We start from the raw sequence: 18,848 nt of genomic DNA on the forward strand, positions 1-18,848 counted from the left end.
GAGTGAGGCTCATTGCGAGGGGACTGTACGGCATGGCGTACGGGGGCGACGGGATCCACGGGCAATTGGCCGGTTAGTTTGCCTCCATGAATACCGGGACAGCGGAAGACGTACGGCTGACCGTGTGGGTACGCGGCCGAGTACAGGGAGTGGGTTTTCGATGGTTCACCAGGGCCAATGCCTTGTCGATCGGAGGCCTCACCGGATTCGCGCTCAACCTGGACGACGGAAGGGTGCAGGTGGTCGCGGAAGGCCCGGGTGAGAATTGCCACCGTCTGCTGGACTGGCTGCGCTCCGACGACACACCCGGGCGCGTCGACGGAGTCACTGAGATCTGGGACACCCCGCGTGGCGGATACGACGGCTTCGCGGTCCGCTGACCGACCGTTCGCCGCGGCGGCCCCACCGGACCCGGGGAATGCCGTTGTCACATGCGTGTATCCACGGTGACCTGGTGGTTGCCAAGAACGGTCGGCCGTGCCAAGCTGCCGAATTGACGACGATCTCCCCGCCCCCAGGGCCCTGTGGATGAGCCGGGGCCGCGCGCGACGCGGCCCCGCGCCCCCGGCCGCCCGGCGCCCCCGGCTGTGATCGTGTTGACCGTCAAACTTTTTGGTGAGACTCTGGAATCCCCGCGCACCTCAGCTGTTTGGCAGTAAAGAACCGCAGTGATGAACAACCCACTGCCAGGCACCGCGGGTGCGATTTCCCTCACGACCCACACCGCAATCGGTCGGTCACTCAGTGTGGAGGACCATCCATCATGGCAAAGGCGCTTCTCGGTTATGTCGGCGGTTCCGACCCGCGACTCCTCGCCGAGATGCGACGGCTTCAGCAGCGCGTCCAGGATCTCGAATCCGAACTCGTACGCATCCAGTCCGAGAACGACGCGCTGAACGCGGCCGCCGCACAGCACCCTGGAGAGTCGATGCTCAACCGCATCGACATTGACGTACACCAGGCGGAGCCTGCGCTCACCTGATCCCGGCCCCTGCCGGGCCATTCGTCGGTCCAGGTGAGTATCAGTCTGGCGAGATATGCAAGGGACGCTTCGGCGTCCCTTCTTTCTTTCCATCTCCCGTTGTGCCAAACACTGTTGGCGTCGTAAGCCCTTTCTCAACACCTGATGTGCCCAGCGCGTCCGGTGGTGAAACCGACGGGTGTGAAGCGGTGCCGGGTAGAGTCCGACGGCGTGCACCTCAAGGCCATGACCCTGCGCGGGTTCAAATCCTTCGCCTCCGCCACGACGCTGCGCTTCGAGCCCGGAATCACCTGCGTCGTCGGCCCGAACGGTTCGGGCAAGTCCAATGTGGTGGACGCGCTCTCCTGGGTCATGGGCGAGCAGGGGGCCAAATCGCTGCGCGGCGGCAAGATGGAAGACGTGATCTTCGCCGGGACGACCGGGCGGCCACCGCTCGGCCGGGCCGAGGTGTCGCTCACGATCGACAACTCCGACGGCGCTCTTCCCATCGACTACGCGGAAGTCACCATTACGCGGATCATGTTCCGCAACGGTGGCAGCGAATACCAGCTCAATGGCGACACCTGCCGGCTGCTCGACATTCAGGAACTGCTCTCCGACTCCGGCATCGGCCGCGAGATGCACGTGATCGTCGGCCAGGGGCAGCTCGATTCCGTACTGCACGCGGATCCGATGGGCCGCCGGGCGTTCATCGAGGAGGCCGCGGGGGTCCTCAAGCACCGCAAGCGCAAGGAGAAGGCGCTGCGGAAGCTGGACGCCATGCAGGCCAACCTCGCCCGGGTACAGGACCTCACCGACGAACTGCGCCGTCAGCTCAAGCCCCTCGGACGGCAGGCGGCCGTCGCCCGCAGAGCCGCCGTCATCCAGGCCGACCTGCGGGACGCCCGGCTGCGGCTGCTCGCGGACGATCTGGTGCGGATGCGGGAGGCACTGCGCGCGGAGATCGCCGACGAGGCCGAGCTCAAGCGGGCGAAGGAGGACGCGGAACAGCGGCTGCGGGCCGCGCAGGCGCGGGAGTCGGCGCTGGAGGAGGAGGTGCGGCGGCTGGCTCCCCGCCTGAAGCGGGCGCAGCAGACCTGGTACGAGCTGTCCCAGCTGGCCGAGCGGGTACGGGGCACGATCTCACTGGCGGACGCGCGGGTGCGCAGCGCGACCGCCGCGCCCGTGGAGGAGCGGCGCGGCCGCGACCCGGAGGACATGGAGCGCGAGGCGGCCCGGATCCGCGAGCAGGAGGCGGAGCTGGAAGCCGCGCTGGAGGCGGCCGAGCACGCGCGCGAGGACGCCGTCTCCTACCGCGCGGAGCTGGAGCGGGCGCTGGCCGTGGAGGAGCGCCGGCTCAAGGACACGGCCCGGGCCATCGCCGACCGCCGGGAGGGGCTGGCCCGGCTGCACGGCCAGGTCACGGCGGCGCGCGGCCGGGCGGCCTCGGCGCAGGCGGAGATCGGCCGGCTGGCGGCGGCCCGGGACGAGGCGGGGGAGCGGGCGGTCGCCGCGCGCGAGGAGTACGAACAGCTCGAGGCCGAGGTGGCGGAGCTGGACGCGGCGGACGAGGAACTGGCGCGGCGCCATGACGGCGCCCGGCAGGCGCTGGCCGAGGCGGAGACCGCGCTGACCCGGGCCCGCGAGGAGGCCACCGAGGCGGAACGGAGCCGCGCGGCGCTGGCGGCCCGCCACGAGACCCTGGCGCTCGGCCTGCGCCGCAAGGACGGCTCGGGCGCGCTGCTGGCCGCGCGGGACGGTCTCCCGGGCCTTCTCGGCCCGGCTGCCGAACTGCTGGACGTCACCCCCGGCTACGAGGTCCCGGTGGCGGCGGCCCTGGGCACGGCGGCCGACGCGCTCGCCGCCACGGACCCGGCCACGGCGGCGGAGGCGATCCGCCTCTTGCGCGACCAGGACGCGGGGCGGGCGGCGCTGCTGGTGGGGGAGTGGGAGGGAGCGGGCGACCGGGCCGGCGAGGAGCACCGGAACCGTGCGCCGGACCCGGGCGCGTCCGGTGGCGGAGCGGTAACCGGGTCCGGTACGGACGGCACGCTGCCCCGGCAGCCGGGGCAGCGCGCCCCGCTCCCCGCCCGGGCCGGCGGAACCGGAGCCGGACCCGGGGCCTGGCCCCGGGCGGGGGTGTCTCCGGCCGGTGAGCCCGCCGCGACCGGCCTCGGGACACCCGAGGGGCCGTACGTCGGGCAGCTCGTGCGCGGGCCGGCGGCGCTGGTGCGGGCCGTGCGGTGGCTCGTACGGGACGCCGTGGTCGTCGGAACGCTTCAGGACGCCGAGGCACTGGTCGCGGACCGGCCCGAACTCGTCGCCGTCACGGCCGACGGTGATGTGCTCGGGGCACACTTCGCGTACGGCGGGTCCGCCGGGGCACCGAGCCAGTTGGAGGTGCGCGCGGCCGTCGACGAGGCCGCCGCCGAGCTGGCGGAGCTGGCCGTGCGGTGCGAGGAGCTGGACGGGGCGCGGCGCCGGGCGGCGGCACGGCGCGAGGAGTGCGCCGCGCTCGTGGAGGAGTGGGGGGAGCGCCGCCGGGCCGCCGACCGGGAGAAGTCCGCCGTCTCCGGCCGGCTCGGCCGCCTTTCCGGCCAGGCCAGGGGCGCCGAGGGCGAGGCGGAGCGGACCACCGCGGCCGCCGCCAAGGCCGAGGAGGCCCTGGAGCGGGCCACCGCCGAGGCGGAGGAGCTCGCCGAACGGCTGCGGGTCGTCGAGGAGGCCCCGGCCGAGGAGGAGCCGGACACCTCCGTACGCGACCGGCTCGCCGCCGACGGCGCCAACGCCCGCCAGACCGAGATGGAAGCGCGGCTCCAGGTCCGTACCCACGAGGAGCGCGTGAAGGGGCTCGCGGGACGGGCCGACGCACTCGACCGGGGCGCGCGCGCCGAGCGCGAAGCGCGAGCGCGCGCCGAACAGCGGCGCGCCCGGCTGCGCCACGAGGCCGAGGTCGCCCGGGCCGTGGCGGCCGGTGCGAGGCTGCTGCTCGCCCATGTGGAGGTCTCGGTCGTACGGGCGGAGGCGGAGCGGGCCGCCGCCGAGACGGCCAGGGCCGCCCGCGAGCGCGACCTGACGGCCGAGCGTGACCAGGGCCGGGGGCTGAAGGCCGAGCTGGACAAGCTCACCGACTCCGTGCACCGCGGTGAAGTCCTCGGCGCGGAGAAGCGGCTGCGCATCGAGCAGCTGGAGACGAGGGCCCTGGAGGAGCTGGGCGTGGAGCCGGCCGGGCTGATCGCGGACTACGGCCCCGACCAGCCCGTACCGCCGTCTCCGCCCGACGCGGGCGAGCCCCCGGCCGGCGAACTCCCCGCCGGCGGGGACGGCGAGGGTACGGAGGGCGCCGACGGCGACCGGCCGGGCCCGGCGCCGAAGCCCTTCGTCCGGGCCGAACAGGAGAAGCGGCTCAGGGCCGCCGAACGGGCGTACCAGCAGCTCGGAAAGGTCAATCCGCTCGCCCTGGAGGAGTTCGCGGCGCTGGAGGAGCGGCACCAGTTCCTCTCCGAGCAGCTGGCGGACCTGAAGAAGACCCGGGCCGACCTGCTCCAGGTCGTCAAGGAGGTCGACGAGCGCGTCGAGCAGGTCTTCACCGAGGCGTACCGGGACACCGCCGAGCAGTTCGAGGGGGTCTTCTCCCGGCTCTTCCCCGGCGGCGAGGGGCGGCTGGTCCTCACCGACCCCGAGCACATGCTGACCACCGGCGTGGAGGTCGAGGCCCGGCCGCCGGGCAAGAAGGTCAAGCGGCTGTCGCTGCTCTCCGGCGGCGAGCGGTCGCTGACGGCCGTCGCGCTGCTGGTGTCGATCTTCAAGGCGAGGCCGAGCCCGTTCTACGTGATGGACGAGGTCGAGGCGGCGCTCGACGACACCAATCTGCAGCGGCTGATCCGCATCATGCAGGAGCTCCAGGAGAGCTCCCAGCTGATCGTGATCACGCACCAGAAACGCACGATGGAGGTCGCGGACGCCCTGTACGGGGTGTCCATGCAAGGGGACGGGGTATCCAAGGTCATCAGCCAAAGGCTCCGCTGACCCCCGGGAGGGAGTTCTCGTGTCCCAAGCGCAGGCACCGTCGCCCGGAGGGCGGACGGCGCATCCGGAACACATCGGTCATGTCATCTTCATCACCGCGTCCGCCGCCATGGGCGGCTTCCTCTTCGGCTACGACAGCTCGGTGATCAACGGCGCGGTGGAGGCCATCCGGGACCGGTACGACATCGGATCGGCGGCCCTCGCCCAGGTCATCGCCATCGCGCTGATCGGCTGCGCGATCGGCGCCGCCACGGCGGGCCGTATCGCCGACCGCATCGGCCGGATCCGCTGCATGCAGATCGCGGCCGTCCTGTTCACCATCAGCGCCGTCGGCTCCGCCCTGCCGTTCGACATCTACGACCTGGCGGCCTGGCGGATCGTCGGCGGCTTCGCGATCGGCATGGCCTCGGTGATCGGACCGGCCTACATCGCGGAGGTCTCCCCGGCGGCGTACCGCGGCCGGCTCGGCTCCTTCCAGCAGGCGGCCATCGTCGTCGGCATCGCGGTCTCACAGCTGGTGAACTACGGCATCCTCCAGCTCGCCGACGGCGACCAGCGCGGCAAGCTGCTGGGGCTGGAGGCGTGGCAGTGGATGCTCGGGGTGATGGTCGTCCCGGCCGTGCTGTACGGGCTGCTCTCCTTCGCCATCCCCGAGTCGCCGCGCTTCCTGATCTCCGTCGGGCGGCGGGAGCGGGCCAGGGCGGTGCTGGCGGACGTCGAGAGCAAGGACGTCGACCTCGACGCCCGGATCGCGGAGATCGAGCACGCCATGCGCCGGGAGCACAAGTCGAGCTTCAAGGACCTGCTCGGCGGGCGCTTCGCCTTCCTGCCCATCGTCTGGGTCGGCATCGGGCTCTCGGTCTTCCAGCAGCTGGTCGGCATCAACGTCGCCTTCTACTACTCGGCGACGCTCTGGCAGTCGGTCGGCATCGACCCGTCCAGCTCGTTCTTCTACTCCTTCACGACCTCGATCGTGAACATCATCGGCACCGTGATCGCGATGGTCCTGGTGGACCGGGTCGGCCGCAAGCCGCTCGCGCTCGTGGGATCCAGCGGTATGGCGATCGCGCTGGCCTTCGAGGCCTGGGCGTTCTCCGCGAAGCTCGTGGACGGCAAGCTGCCCGGCACCGAGGGCACCGTGGCGCTGATCGCCGCCCATGTCTTCGTGCTGTTCTTCGCGCTGTCCTGGGGCGTCGTCGTCTGGGTCTTCCTCGGCGAGATGTTCCCCAACCGGATCCGCGCGGCGGCGCTCGGGGTCGCGGCCTCCGCCCAGTGGATCGCCAACTGGGCGATCACGGCGAGCTTCCCGAGCCTGGCCGACTGGAACCTCTCGGGCACGTACGTGATCTACACCTTCTTCGCCCTGCTCTCCATCCCGTTCGTGGTGTTCTTCGTGCGGGAGACGAAGGGCAAGACGCTGGAGGAGATGGGCTGACGGCGGGCCCCGCCCGGCGGGCCTCCCGGCGTCGTGGGCGGGAGCGCCGGGGTTCCCGGTGCCTCCGTCGCCCTCTTCCGTGCCGCCGGTGTGTCCGGTGCTCCCGTCGCCGTCGGCGCTCCGGGCTTCGCCGTCGTCCGCTCACGCGGCAGCACGGCGTACAGCACCGCCGCGACCAGCGTGCTCGCCACCCAGCCCAGGTTGTTCCGGCCGGGCCAGGTGCCGGCGAACGGCCCCGCGAACCACTCGACGCGGGTGAAGAGCAGGCCCACCACCAGTGCCGTGGCCCAGGCGGCCAGGGCGGAGCGGGCGAACCCGCCCCGGTACCAGTACGCGCTGGCGCGGGTGGTGTCCATCAGCGCGGGCCCGTCGTAGGCGGCCCGGCGCAGCATGTCCACCCCGAACACGCCGATCCACGCCGAGAACGCCACCGCGAGCAGGGTGAGGAAGGAGATGAAGGAGCCGATGAAGCTGGTGGCCACCACCATCAGCAGGAAGCCGAGAACCAGGCTGATCACCGCGTTGACGCTGACGGCCCAGGCGCGCGGCAGCCTGACCCCCAGCGTCTGCGCGGTGAAGCCCGCGGAGTACATCGACATCGAGTTGATCAGCACCATGCCGATCAGGGCGATCAGCAGGTACGGCACCGAGAGCCAGGCGGGCAGCAGCTTTCCGATGAACGACACCGGGTCGCCCGCCCCGGCCAGGTCCGGAGTGCCGACCGCCATCACCGCGCCCATCAGCACCATCGGCAGCACCACGATGCCGGCGCCGGCCACCGTCGTGCCCGTCATCGCCCGGCCGGACGCGGAACGCGGCAGGTAGCGGGTGAAGTCGGGGGCCGAGGGGACCCAGCTGATGCCGCCCGCCGCGACGGTGCCGATCCCCGCGATCAGCATCGCCGTGGATCCGGCGGGTTCGCCGAGGACGGCCGCCCAGTCGGTCTCGGCGACCAGATACACCAGCACGAGCACACTGAACGCGCCGAACAGGTACGTCGACCAGGTGCTGCACCGGCGCAGCGCGGTGATGCCGAGACCGGACACCGCGAACGTCGCGGCCACGAAGAGCACCAGCGTCAGCACGATCAGCGGCGTGCTCCGCCGGACGCCGAAGAGCAGGTCGAGGACCGTCAGGACGGCGTACGCCCCGGTGACGGCGTTGATGGTCTCCCAGCCCCAGCGGGCCACCCAGATCAGGGTGCCGGGGAAGAGGTTCCCGCGCTGTCCGAACACCGCGCGCGACAGCGCCATGCCGGGGGAGCCGCCGCGCTTGCCGGCCACGGAGACCAGCCCCACCAGGCCGTACGAGACGACGGGCGCCGCCACAGCGACAACGAGGACCTGCCAGAAGTTCAGCCCGTTGAAGACGACCAGACCGGCGCCCATGGTGAGCAGCAGCACGCTGATGTTGGCCGCGACCCAGGTGGGGAAGAGCTGCCGGACGCGGCCGGTGCGCTCGGAGTCGGGGACGGGCTCGAGGCCGCGGGTCTCGACCGGGCCCCGCGAGGGGGCACCCGCGGGCGTCGCGCCTTCGGAAGCGGAAGCGGAAGCGGAAGCGGCGGCGCGAGCGGAGTCGTGGGGCATGGACAGGCTCCGAACAGAGGTGGGGGCTCCAGGGAGCGGCGGTGCTCCGCGACGACGGCCCGGGCGGACCCGGGCCGTCCAGCATCGTACGAACACCGCAAAAGGACCAAATCGCGGCCCGAAACCGCCCCGGGACTCTGTGCGATCCTCCAATTCCGGGTCCCGCCGGGGCCGTGGCCGATACTGGGGAGCGTTATGGAACTCGTCATCCTTGTTGTAGTCATCGCCCTGGTCGCGGTCGGCGCGATCAGCGGTCTCGTGGTCGGCAGCCGCAAGAAGAAGAAGCTGCCGCCCTCGGCGCCGTCGAGCACGCCGACCATCACAGCCCCGCCCGCCGAACCCCATGTCGGTGACGAGGCGGAGACGCCGCGCGACGAACCGCGGCGCACCATCGAAGAGGTCGGTCTGCCGGACGCCGCCGAGGCCACCGGCACACCCGTCGCGGTCGAGGATCCGGTGGTGGCCGAGCCGGCCCCGCCGGTCATCGAGATCCCCGAACCGACCGCGGGCCGGCTGGTCCGGCTGCGCGCGCGGCTGGCCCGCTCGCAGAACTCCCTCGGCAAGGGACTCCTCACCCTGCTCTCCCGGGAGCACCTGGACGAGGAGACCTGGGAGGAGATCGAGGACACGCTGCTGACCGCGGACGTCGGTGTCACGCCCACCCAGGAACTGGTCGAGCGGCTGCGCGAGCGGGTGCGCGTGCTCGGCACCCGTACCCCCGAGGAACTGCGCGCCCTGCTGCGCGAGGAACTGGTCACGCTCCTCGGCACCGACTTCGACCGTGCCGTGCGGACCGAGAGCACCACCGACACTCCGGCCGTGGTGATGGTCGTCGGGGTCAACGGCACCGGCAAGACCACCACCACCGGAAAGCTGGCCCGGGTCCTGGTGGCGGACGGCCGCTCCGTGGTACTGGGCGCGGCGGACACGTTCCGCGCGGCGGCCGCGGACCAGCTCCAGACGTGGGGCGAACGCGTGGGGGCCCGTACGGTGCGCGGTCCCGAGGGCGGCGACCCGGCGTCCATCGCCTTCGACGCGGTCAAGGAGGGCATCGCGGAGAGCGCGGACGTCGTCCTGATCGACACGGCGGGACGGCTGCACACCAAGACCGGCCTGATGGACGAGCTGGGCAAGGTCAAGCGGGTGGTGGAGAAGCACGGTCCGCTGGACGAGGTCCTGCTGGTCCTGGACGCCACCACCGGGCAGAACGGCCTGGTGCAGGCGCGGGTCTTCGCCGAGGTCGTGGACATCACGGGCATCGTCCTGACCAAGCTGGACGGTACGGCGAAGGGCGGCATCGTGGTGGCGGTGCAGCGCGAGCTGGGCGTGCCGGTGAAGCTGGTGGGCCTGGGCGAGGGCGCGGACGATCTGGCGCCGTTCGAGCCGGGTGCGTTCGTGGACGCGCTGCTGGGTGAGTAGGCCTCCGGGCCGGTCCGCGCCCGTCCGCGCCGGTTTCGTGGGGGCGCGGTCCGGCCCGGTCCGGCGGGTTCGTGTCGACCCGGGTCCGTGTGCCGCGGCGGGCCGGCGGGCGGAGACCGGTGGCCGGGGCGTCCCGGCCGCCCCGCCCGACGGGGCTTCGTACCGCCGGTTCGCCGGGCCGTCGGGGCGGCCCTCCGGGCATATCGTCGGGCAGGGTCGTCAGGGCAGCTCGCAGGCCGTCCGCGCGCCTGGCACCCGGTGACACAAATATGCCAGCGTTCCCAGCAGCAACCGCGCGGGCGGCGGATCCGCCGATTCCAGGGACGGCGGACGCAGCCAGCGCACCGGGCCCAGGCCCGCCAGGTCCGAGGGCGGGGCCGTGATGTGGGCGCCGGGCCCCAGGGCGTGGAGGTCCAGGTCGGCGTCGTCCCAGCCCATCCGGTAGAGCAGGGCCGGCATCTCGTCGGCCGCCCCCGGCGCCACGAAGAACTGCGCGCGGCCCGTCGGGGTCACCGCGACCGGTCCCAGCGGCAGGCCCATGCGCTCCAGGCGGACCAGCGCCCGGCTACCGGCCGGCTCCGCGACGTCCAGGACGTCGAAGCCCCGGCCCACCGGCAGCAGCACCGCCGCGCCCGGCATCCGCGACCACGCCGCCGTGGCGTCGTCCAGCGCCGCCCCGGCCGGTACGCGCAGGCCCGCGGCCAGCGGATGGGCACCCGGTGCCGCGCAGTCGGACGCGCCGCAGGAACACCGTCCGCCCGCGACTCGTGCGCCGGGGACGACGTCCCAGCCCCAGAGTCCCGTGTACTCGGCAACCGCGGTGCACTCAGTGGTGCGCACACGGCGGCGCGCGCCGGTCCGCAGCTCGCGCATGCCGCCGATCGTGAAGCCCATGCCCCCTCCAACGGGTCGAACTCGCCGGTGGTTACGTATCGCAGTGTCCCCGTGACCGTCCGTCGCTTCCGAGGGTGGGCTCGACGGTGTGTGGAAGCATTCGGGGTCGCGCGATTCGGCGCGTGCGCTCCGGCGCGCAACGCCCTCCCCACCTCGTGCTGTCGCGTGTCAAGTGAATCGCGCCCGGGTGCGAGGGGGTTGAGGTGGAGGGGTGGCGAATGGTGGCGATTGCGAAATCGACCTCGCTGGAGGGGTGATCGTAGGATTACTTTGAGTGCGCGAATCCCGGGGTAGGGCACACTCGCGGGTATGCCAAGGGCAACTCGGTTTCCCGTTCGAAGGAGTGGGACCCTCGACGTGGCGGGCCGGGAGGCCGGCCGGCCCGGCATCCTGATGGCGGTTCGCGACAGGGCATCGGCGAATGGGGGCGTGTGGCGTGGGTGGCAGCGACGCGGGCGGTAGGACTACCGGCAGGCGTCCGAACGGGCAACTCGGCTCGTGGTTCTTACGCAGCGGTTGGTCCAAGGGCGAGCTGGCCCGTCAGGTCAACCGCAGGGCGCGCCGGATCGGCGCGCACCACATCAGCACCGACACCTCGCGCGTGCGCCGCTGGCTCGACGGCGAGCAGCCGCGCGAACCGATTCCCCGCATCCTGTCCGAGCTGTTCTCCGAACGCTTCGGATCCGTCGTCACCGTCGAGGACCTCGGGCTGCGCGCCGCCCCGCAGGCCCCCGCCGTCTCCGGTGTCGACCTGCCCTGGGCCGGCCCCCAGACCGTCTCCCTGATCAGTGACTTCTCCCGCAGCGACCTGATGCTCGGGCGGCGTGGCTTCCTCGGTTCCTCACTGGCCCTGGCCGCCGGGCCCGCGCTGGTCGAGCCGATGCAGCGCTGGCTCGTGCCCACCCCGGCCGGCGACCGCCCCAAGGCCGCCCACGAGCCGGTCACCGGGCTGTCCGTGCCGGAGCTGGAGCTGCTGGAGTCCACCACCGCGATGTTCCGCACCTGGGACGCGCAGTGCGGCGGCGGGCTGCGCCGCAAGGCGGTCGTGGGCCAGCTCCACGAGGTCACCGACCTGCTCCAGGAGCCCCACCCCGAGGCCACCACCAGACGGCTCTTCCGGTGCGCCGCCGAGCTGGCCGAGCTGGCCGGGTGGATGAGCTACGACATCGGCCTCCAGCCGGGCGCCCAGAAGTACTTCGTGCTCGCCCTGCACGCCGCCAAGGAGGCCGGGGACCGGCCGCTCGGCTCGTACGTCCTCTCCTCCATGAGCCGCCAGATGATCCACCTGGGCCGGCCCGACGACGCGCTCGAGCTGATCCACCTCGCGCAGTACGGCAGCCGGGACTGCGCCACCCCCAGGACCCAGGCCATGCTGTATGCGATGGAGGCCCGCGCCTACGCCAACATGGGACAGCCCGGCAAGTGCAAACGGGCCGTGCGGATGGCCGAGGACACCTTCTCCGACATCGGTCTGGAGGGCGGGCCCGAACCCGACTGGATCCGCTTCTTCTCCGAGGCCGAGCTCAACGGGGAGAACGCCCACTCCTACCGGGACCTGGCCTATGTCGCGGGCCGCAGCCCCACCTACGCCTCCCTCGCCGAGCCCGCGATGCGCCGCGCCGTGGAACTGTTCGCTGAGGACGAGGAGCACCAGCGGTCGTATGCGCTCAACCTGATCGGCCTGGCCACCGTCCACCTGCTGAAGAAGGAGCCGGAGGAGGCCACGGCCCTGGCGCAGAAGGCCTTGGAAGTGGCCCAGCGGGTGCGCTCCGAGCGGGTCAACACCCGGCTCCGCAAGACCGTGGACACCGCGGCCAGGGAGTTCGCCGACGTCGGCGAGATCACCGACCTCACGGACCTGCTCACCGCCCAGCTGCCCGAGTCGGCCGAGGCCGTCTAGCGGCCGGGGAGCGGCTCCACGCGCACCCCGGGCCCGCTCCCGCCGGCCCGGGGTGCGCGGACCCGCCCCTACCGGCCCCGCGCAGCCCCCGCGGGCCCGTCGGCGTCCGTCCGCCCGGCCCCGCGGCCCCCGGAGACCCCGGCCGCGACCGCACCCCGTACAGCCCGACACGGCTCCCCCGCCGCACGGACAGCAGGGTGACGGTCGCGGCCGGTTCCGCGCCGCCGCCGTGGCCGGTTCCCGACTCCTCGCGGACGGTCTCCCGGCCCACCGTTCCGCGCCGGCGGTTCACCGGCCCGTAACACGCCGGACCTCTTCGTCACTGGGGCGAAACATCGATCTGCACTGGCCGAAACGGCGTTGCGTCAGTGTCCTGAAGCACAGTCGGCCCGCATCCCCACCGCATGAGCATCCGCACGGGCCGTTCCGACCCACGAGGAGACGCTGGCCTTGAATGGCGCAGATACCGCATTCGTATTGATCAGTGCCGCGCTCGTCATGCTGATGACGCCCGGCCTGGCATTCTTCTACGGCGGCATGGTGCGGGTGAAGAGCGCCCTCAACATGCTCATGATGTCCTTGATCTCGCTCGGCATCGTCAGCGTGCTGTGGGTGCTCTACGGGTACTCGCTGGCCTTCGGCGACGACATCGGCGGCGGTCTGCTGGGCAACTTCGACCACATCGGCTTCCAGGGCATCGGCATCGACACGCTGACCGGGGGCAAGGAAGGCATCCCGGTCTTCGCCTTCGCGCTCTTCCAGCTGATGTTCGCCGTCCTGACGCCCGCGCTGATGAGCGGCGCGCTCGCCGACCGCGTCAAGTTCAGCGCCTGGGCGCTGTTCATCACGCTCTGGGCCACCGTGGTGTACTTCCCCATCGCCCACTGGGTCTGGCAGTCCGGCGGCTGGCTCTTCAAGCTCGGTGTGATCGACTTCGCGGGCGGTACGGCGGTTCACATCAACGCCGGTGTCGGCGCCCTCGCCGCGGTCCTCGTCGTCGGCAAACGGATCGGATTCAAGAAGGACCCGATGCGCCCGCACAGCCTGCCGCTCGTCGTGCTCGGCATGGCGCTGCTGTGGTTCGGCTGGTTCGGCTTCAACGCCGGCTCCGCGCTCGCCGCCAACGGCACCGCCGCCATCATGGCCTTCAACACGCAGATCGCCACCGGTGCCGCGATGCTCGGCTGGCTCGTCTACGAGCGGATCCGGCACGGCGCGTTCACCACGCTGGGCGCCGCGTCCGGCGCCGTCGCGGGCCTGGTCGCCATCACCCCCTCCGGCGCCTCCGTCAACCCCTTCGGGGCCCTGCTCATCGGTGTCGTCGCCGGAGCCGTCTGCTCCTGGGCCGTCAGCCTCAAGTTCAAGCTGGGCTACGACGACTCCCTCGACGTGGTCGGTGTCCACCTGGTCGGCGGTGTGATCGGCACCCTGCTCGTCGGTCTGCTCGCGGTCGACGGGGTCGGCGGGCTCTCGCAGCTCGGCAAGCAGGCCATCGGCGCCTTCGCGGTGATGGCGTACTCCTTCGTCGTCTCCTGGATCCTCGCCAAGTTCGTGGACGCCACCGTCGGCTTCCGGGCCTCCGAGGACGACGAGACCAGCGGTGTCGACATGGCCTACCACGCGGAATCCGCCTACGACTACAGCGCGGTCGGCGGCTCGCCGGCGGGCCGTAGTAGCGTCTCCGCCTCGACCCAGACCGCTACCGCCGCCCCGGCGAACAAGAAGGTGGACGCATGAAGCTCATCACCGCAGTCGTGAAGCCCCACCGCCTCGACGAGATCAAGGAGGCCCTCCAGGCCTTCGGCGTCCAGGGGCTCACGGTCACGGAGGCCAGCGGATACGGCCGCCAGCGCGGCCACACCGAGGTCTACCGGGGTGCGGAGTACACCGTCGACCTCGTGCCGAAGATCCGCATCGAGGTGCTGACCGACGACGCGGACGCCGACGAGCTCATGGAAGTCGTGGTGAAGGCCGCCCGCACCGGCAAGATCGGTGACGGGAAGGTGTGGAGCGTTCCGGTCGACGCGGCCGTCCGGGTGCGGACCGGCGAGCGCGGCCCGGACGCTCTGTGAACCAAGGCGCTCCGTACCGGCGGAGCGCCCGCCGAGAGACGGGAACGAGCGGGTGACGAGCCTCGAAGAGACCACAGGACAGACGGACTCGGGACCCAGCGGCTACGCGGCGGCCCGGCTGCGCCTCCTCCAGGAGAAGGCGCGGTCCGGGCCGCCGCGCCGTTCCGCCCTCGCCTCGCTCACGGACGACTGGCTGAACGCGCTGTTCACCGCCGCCGTCCGGCAGAGCGGGGTCCGGGGCGCGGCCCTCGTCGCCGTCGGCGGCTACGGCCGGGGGGAGCTCTCCCCGCGCAGCGACCTCGACCTGCTGCTCCTGCACGACGGCAGCGCCCGCGCGGACGCGATCGCCGCCCTCGCCGACCGCCTCTGGTACCCGGTGTGGGACCTCGGGCTCGCCCTCGACCACTCCGTCCGCACCCCCGCCGAGGCCCGCAGAACCGCCGCCGAGGACCTCAAGGCGCAGCTCGGGCTGCTGGACGCCCGCCATGTCGCCGGTGACCTGGGGCTGGTCACCGCCGTACGCGCCCAGATCCTCGCCGACTGGCGCAACACCGCGGCCAAACGCCTGCCCGCCCTGCACGAGCTGTGCCGGGAGCGCGCCGAACGCCAGGGCGAGCTGCGCTTCCTGCTGGAGCCCGACCTCAAGGAGGCCAGGGGCGGCCTGCGCGACGCCACCGCCCTGCGCGCCGTGGCCGCCTCCTGGCTCGCCGACGCGCCCCGCGCCGGACTCGCCGAGGCCCGCCGCAGGCTGCTCGACGTACGGGACGCGCTGCACCTGGTCACCGGGCGCGCCACCGACCGGCTCGCCCTCCAGGAGCAGGATCCCGTCGCCGCCGAACTCGGCCTGCTGGACGCCGACGTCCTGTTGCGCGAGGTGTACGAGGCCGCGCGCACCGTCTCGTACGCCTCCGACATCACCTGGCGCGAGGTGGGCCGGGTGCTGCGCGCCCGGTCGGTACGGCCCCGGCTGCGGGCCATGCTGGGCGGCAGGGCGGCCCCGGAGCGCCGCCCGCTCGCCGAGGGCGTCGTCGAACAGGACGGCGAGGCCGTCCTCGCCCGCGCCGCGCGGCCCGAACGCGACCCCGTGCTCCCCCTGCGGGCCGCGGCCGCCGCCGCGCAGGCCGCGCTGCCGCTCTCGCCGCACGCCGTACGGCGGCTGGCCGCCGTCGCCGCGCCCCTGCCGGTGCCCTGGCCCGCCGAGGCCCGCGACGAACTGGTCACCCTGCTCGGCGCGGGCGAGTCCACCGTCGCCGTCTGGGAGGCCCTGGACGCCGAGGGGATCGTCGGCCGGCTCCTGCCGGACTGGGAGCGGGTGCGCTGCCGCCCCCAGCGCAACGCCGTGCACACCTGGACCGTCGACCGCCACCTCGTGCAGACCGCCGTCCAGGCCGCCGCGCTGACCCGCCGGGTCGGCCGCCCCGACCTGTTGCTGGTCAGCGCCCTGCTGCACGACATCGGCAAGGGCTGGCCCGGGGACCACGCCGTCGCCGGGGAGGTCATCGCGCGGGACGTGGCCGCCCGGATCGGCTTCGATCCGGAGGACGCGGCCGTCGTCGCCGCGGTCGTACGCCACCACCTGCTGCTGATCGACACCGCGACCCGGCGGGACCTGGACGACCCGGCCACCGTGGACGCCGTGGCCGCCCGGGTCGGCTCGCTCGCCACCCTGGAGTTGCTGCACGCCCTCACCGAGGCCGACGCGCTCGCGACCGGCCCGGCCGCCTGGTCGTCCTGGCGCGCCTCGCTGGTGGACGACCTCGTCGCCCGGGTCGCGGCCGTCCTCGCGGGCGAGGATCCCGCCGAGCCCGAGCCGGCCGAGACCAGCGCCGAACAGGAGCGGCTGGCCGTCGAGGCGCACCGCACCGGCGGCCCCGTCCTCGCGCTGCACGCCCAGGCCGGGACGGGACGCGAGGGCGGGAGCGTGCGTGAGGGTGCGACGGCGCGCGAGGACGGGGCCGCGGGCGGGGACGGGGCCGCGCGTGGCGCCGGCGACCCGGAGCCCGTCGGCGTCGAACTGCTCATCGCCCTGCCCGACCAGCCCGGCGTCCTGCCCGCCGCGGCCGGGGTGCTGGCCCTGCACCGGCTCACCGTACGGGCGGCCGACCTGCGTGCCGTGGAACTCCCCGCCGAGCTGCGCGCCGATCCGGGCGGCGGTGCTGCCGGAGGCGCGCGAGGAGGCGCGGGCGGAGGCGCGGGCGGTCGCACGGACGTGCTGCTGCTGAGCTGGCGCGTGGCCGCCGAGTACGGCTCGCTGCCCCAGGCCGCACGGCTGCGCGCCGACCTCGTACGTGCCCTGGACGGCTCGCTGGACATCGCCTCCCGGCTCGCCGAGCGCGAGGCGGCCTACCCGCGCCGCCGGGGCGTCGCGGCGCCCCCGCCCCGGGTGACCGCCGCGCCCGCCACCGCCTCGCGCCGAGCGACGGTGATCGAGGTCCGCGCCCAGGACGCCCCCGGGCTGCTGCACCGCATCGGGCGCGCGCTGGAGGACGCGGCGGTACGGGTGCGCAGCGCGCACGTGTCGACGCTGGGCGCGAACGCGGTGGACACGGTGTACGTCACCCGCGAGGACGGTTCCCCGTTGCCGGAGGAGGAGGCGGCGGCCCTGGCGAAGGGGCTGGAGGAGGCGCTGGCCTGACGCGGCCGGTGCGGTCGCCGCGCGGGGCGGGGTGCCGGGCGCCGCGCGGGGCCGGATTTCCGTACGGAGCAGGGACCGGGGTTCCGCCCGTGGTGCCGGGGCCGTGTGCCTCCCGTGGTCCGGGGCCGGCTTCCGCCCGTGGCCTGGGGCTCCGTCCCGACAGGCTGGGGCCGCGTGCCGGACGCCGTACAGGATCGATCGGGGAGGGCCGGGGGCAGACCGCACCGCGCGCGGCCCGATACCCTGGGGGACGGCTCTGCCGTGCACCACGCAGGACAGCCCCTCATCCGCTCCCGACCCGAGGATCCGCGACCGCCGTGTTCGACACTCTCTCCGACCGCCTCGCAGCCACGTTCAAGAGCCTCCGGGGCAAAGGGCGCCTCAGCCCGGAGGACATCGACGCCACGGCCCGCGAGATCCGGATCGCCCTGCTCGAGGCGGACGTGGCGCTGCCCGTCGTCCGCGCCTTCATCGCCAAGGTCAAGGAGCGCGCCGCCGGCGCCGAGGTCTCCAAGGCGCTGAACCCCGCCCAGCAGGTCGTCAAGATCGTCAACGAGGAGCTCATCAGCATCCTCGGTGGCGAGACCCGGGTCCTGCGCTTCGCCAAGCAGCCCCCGACCGTGATCATGCTCGCGGGTCTCCAGGGCGCCGGTAAGACCACCCTCGCCGGCAAGCTCGGGCGCTGGCTCAAGGCCCAGGGGCACACCCCCCTGCTCGTCGCCTGTGACCTCCAGCGCCCCAACGCCGTCAACCAGCTCTCCGTCGTCGCCGAGCGCGCGGGCGTCGCGGTGTTCGCGCCGGAGCCGGGCAACGGTGTCGGCGACCCGGTCGCCGTGGCCAAGGACTCGATCGACCACGCGAGGACCAAGCAGTACGACGTGGTCGTCGTGGACACGGCGGGCCGTCTCGGCATCGACCAGGAACTGATGAAGCAGGCCGCGGACATCCGCGACGCGGTCAGCCCGGACGAGATCCTGTTCGTCGTCGACGCGATGATCGGTCAGGACGCGGTCAACACCGCCGAGGCGTTCCGCGACGGCGTGGGCTTCGACGGCGTGGTGCTCTCCAAGCTGGACGGCGACGCCCGGGGCGGCGCGGCCCTGTCCGTCGCGCACGTCACCGGCAAGCAGATCATGTTCGCCTCCAACGGCGAGAAGCTGGAGGACTTCGACGCCTTTCACCCGGACCGCATGGCGTCGCGCATCCTCGACATGGGTGACCTGCTCACCCTGATCGAGCAGGCGGAGCGGACGTTCAGCCAGGCCGAGGCCGAGAAGATGGCCTCCAAGCTGGCGAGCAGCAAGGGCGGCAAGGACTTCACGCTCGACGACTTCCTGGCGCAGATGGAGCAGGTCAGGAAGATGGGCTCCATCTCCAAGCTGCTCGGCATGCTGCCCGGGATGGGGCAGATCAAGGACCAGATCAACAACATCGACGAGCGGGACGTGGACCGTACCGCCGCGATCATCAAGTCCATGACGCCGGGCGAGCGCACCGACCCGACGATCATCAACGGCTCGCGCCGGGCCCGTATCGCCCGTGGTTCGGGTGTCGAGGTGAGCGCGGTGAAGAACCTGGTGGAGCGGTTCTTCGAGGCCCGGAAGATGATGTCCAAGATGGCGCAGGGCGGCGGCATGCCGGGCATGCCGGGGGTCCCGGGCATGGGCGGCGGCCCCGGCCGGCAGAAGAAGAAGCAGAAGCAGGCCAAGGGCAAGCAGCGCTCCGGAAACCCGATGAAGCGCAAGGCGGACGAACAGGCCGCGGCGGAGCGCCGGGCAGCGGCCCAGTCGGGTCAGGACCAGCCCCAGCCGGGCGGGGCGTTCGGACTGCCCGGTGCGGGCCAGGGCAAGGACTTCGAGCTGCCGGACGAGTTCAAGAAGTTCATGGGCTGAGCCTCGCCCGGCCCAGGACGGGACC

General features: G+C 72.9%; 12 protein-coding genes. 10 read left to right on the plus strand and 2 right to left on the minus strand.

Going from position 1 to position 18,848, the window contains the following annotated elements:
• Nucleotides 1-86: 86 nt before the first annotated feature.
• From IG02_RS0127145 to IG02_RS0127160, 4 genes are all read left to right on the plus strand, one after another.
• Nucleotides 87-380 carry an acylphosphatase gene (locus IG02_RS0127145; protein ID WP_078854869.1) on the plus strand — a complete coding sequence of 98 codons (294 nt, stop codon included), beginning with the start codon at nt 87-89 and terminating at the stop codon, nt 378-380.
• Nucleotides 381-763: 383 nt separating this feature from the next.
• Complete coding sequence (locus IG02_RS0127150; RefSeq protein WP_030753539.1) at nt 764-982, plus strand: hypothetical protein; 219 nt, start codon at nt 764-766, stop codon at nt 980-982.
• 210 nt (nt 983-1,192) lie between these two features.
• Nucleotides 1,193-4,990 (plus strand): AAA family ATPase, encoded by a 3,798-nt coding sequence (locus IG02_RS0127155; RefSeq protein WP_030753541.1) that lies wholly within the window; start codon nt 1,193-1,195, stop codon nt 4,988-4,990.
• 19 nt (nt 4,991-5,009) lie between these two features.
• On the plus strand, nt 5,010-6,425 hold the full coding sequence (locus tag IG02_RS0127160) for a sugar porter family MFS transporter (RefSeq protein WP_030753544.1): 1,416 nt from the start codon (nt 5,010-5,012) through the stop codon (nt 6,423-6,425).
• Here the strand turns inward: IG02_RS0127160 and IG02_RS0127165 are convergent.
• Nucleotides 6,338-8,011: a purine-cytosine permease family protein gene (locus IG02_RS0127165; protein ID WP_078854870.1), complete on the minus strand. Its 1,674-nt coding sequence runs from the start codon at nt 8,009-8,011 to the stop codon at nt 6,338-6,340. The genes IG02_RS0127160 and IG02_RS0127165 overlap by 88 nt on opposite strands.
• Before the next feature lie 195 nt (nt 8,012-8,206).
• Here IG02_RS0127165 and ftsY point away from each other — a divergent pair, with 195 nt between their 5' ends.
• Complete coding sequence (gene ftsY, locus IG02_RS0127170) at nt 8,207-9,430, plus strand: signal recognition particle-docking protein FtsY (protein WP_030753552.1); 1,224 nt, start codon at nt 8,207-8,209, stop codon at nt 9,428-9,430.
• A gap of 219 nt (nt 9,431-9,649) precedes the next feature.
• Here ftsY and IG02_RS0127175 read toward each other — a convergent pair whose 3' ends face one another.
• A complete protein-coding gene (locus tag IG02_RS0127175) occupies nt 9,650-10,324 on the minus strand; it encodes a bifunctional DNA primase/polymerase (protein WP_030753555.1) in 675 nt (224 codons plus the stop codon).
• Between the two features lie 436 nt (nt 10,325-10,760).
• Here IG02_RS0127175 and IG02_RS0127180 point away from each other — a divergent pair, with 436 nt between their 5' ends.
• From IG02_RS0127180 to ffh, 5 genes are all read left to right on the plus strand, one after another.
• Nucleotides 10,761-12,224, plus strand: coding sequence for a negative regulator NsdA (locus IG02_RS0127180; RefSeq protein WP_030753558.1), 1,464 nt, complete (start codon nt 10,761-10,763; stop codon nt 12,222-12,224).
• A gap of 450 nt (nt 12,225-12,674) precedes the next feature.
• Nucleotides 12,675-13,961: an ammonium transporter gene (locus tag IG02_RS0127185; protein ID WP_030753561.1), complete on the plus strand. Its 1,287-nt coding sequence runs from the start codon at nt 12,675-12,677 to the stop codon at nt 13,959-13,961.
• Nucleotides 13,958-14,296, plus strand: coding sequence for a P-II family nitrogen regulator (locus IG02_RS0127190; RefSeq protein WP_030753563.1), 339 nt, complete (start codon nt 13,958-13,960; stop codon nt 14,294-14,296). The genes IG02_RS0127185 and IG02_RS0127190 overlap by 4 nt, the downstream gene beginning before the upstream one ends.
• Nucleotides 14,297-14,348: 52 nt before the next feature.
• Complete coding sequence (locus tag IG02_RS0127195; protein WP_030753566.1) at nt 14,349-16,931, plus strand: [protein-PII] uridylyltransferase; 2,583 nt, start codon at nt 14,349-14,351, stop codon at nt 16,929-16,931.
• A gap of 317 nt (nt 16,932-17,248) precedes the next feature.
• A complete protein-coding gene (gene ffh / locus IG02_RS0127200; protein WP_030753568.1) occupies nt 17,249-18,823 on the plus strand; it encodes a signal recognition particle protein in 1,575 nt (524 codons plus the stop codon).
• Nucleotides 18,824-18,848: the final 25 nt, after the last annotated feature.

It is taken from the genome of Streptomyces sp. NRRL F-5135 (assembly GCF_000719775.1).
GTDB classification, from domain to species: Bacteria; Actinomycetota; Actinomycetes; order Streptomycetales; family Streptomycetaceae; genus Streptomyces; species Streptomyces hebeiensis.

Bases quoted from the DNA above. Each gene is read 5' to 3' on its own strand.
- IG02_RS0127145 (WP_078854869.1), top strand. From the start codon at position 87: ATGAATACCGGGACAGCGGAAGACGTACGGCTGACCGTGTGGGTACGC.
- IG02_RS0127150 (WP_030753539.1), top strand. From the start codon at position 764: ATGGCAAAGGCGCTTCTCGGTTATGTCGGCGGTTCCGACCCGCGACTC.
- IG02_RS0127165 (WP_078854870.1), bottom strand. From the start codon at position 8,011: ATGCCCCACGACTCCGCTCGCGCCGCCGCTTCCGCTTCCGCTTCCGCT.
- ftsY (WP_030753552.1), top strand. From the start codon at position 8,207: ATGGAACTCGTCATCCTTGTTGTAGTCATCGCCCTGGTCGCGGTCGGC.
- IG02_RS0127175 (WP_030753555.1), bottom strand. From the start codon at position 10,324: ATGGGCTTCACGATCGGCGGCATGCGCGAGCTGCGGACCGGCGCGCGC.
- IG02_RS0127190 (WP_030753563.1), top strand. From the start codon at position 13,958: ATGAAGCTCATCACCGCAGTCGTGAAGCCCCACCGCCTCGACGAGATC.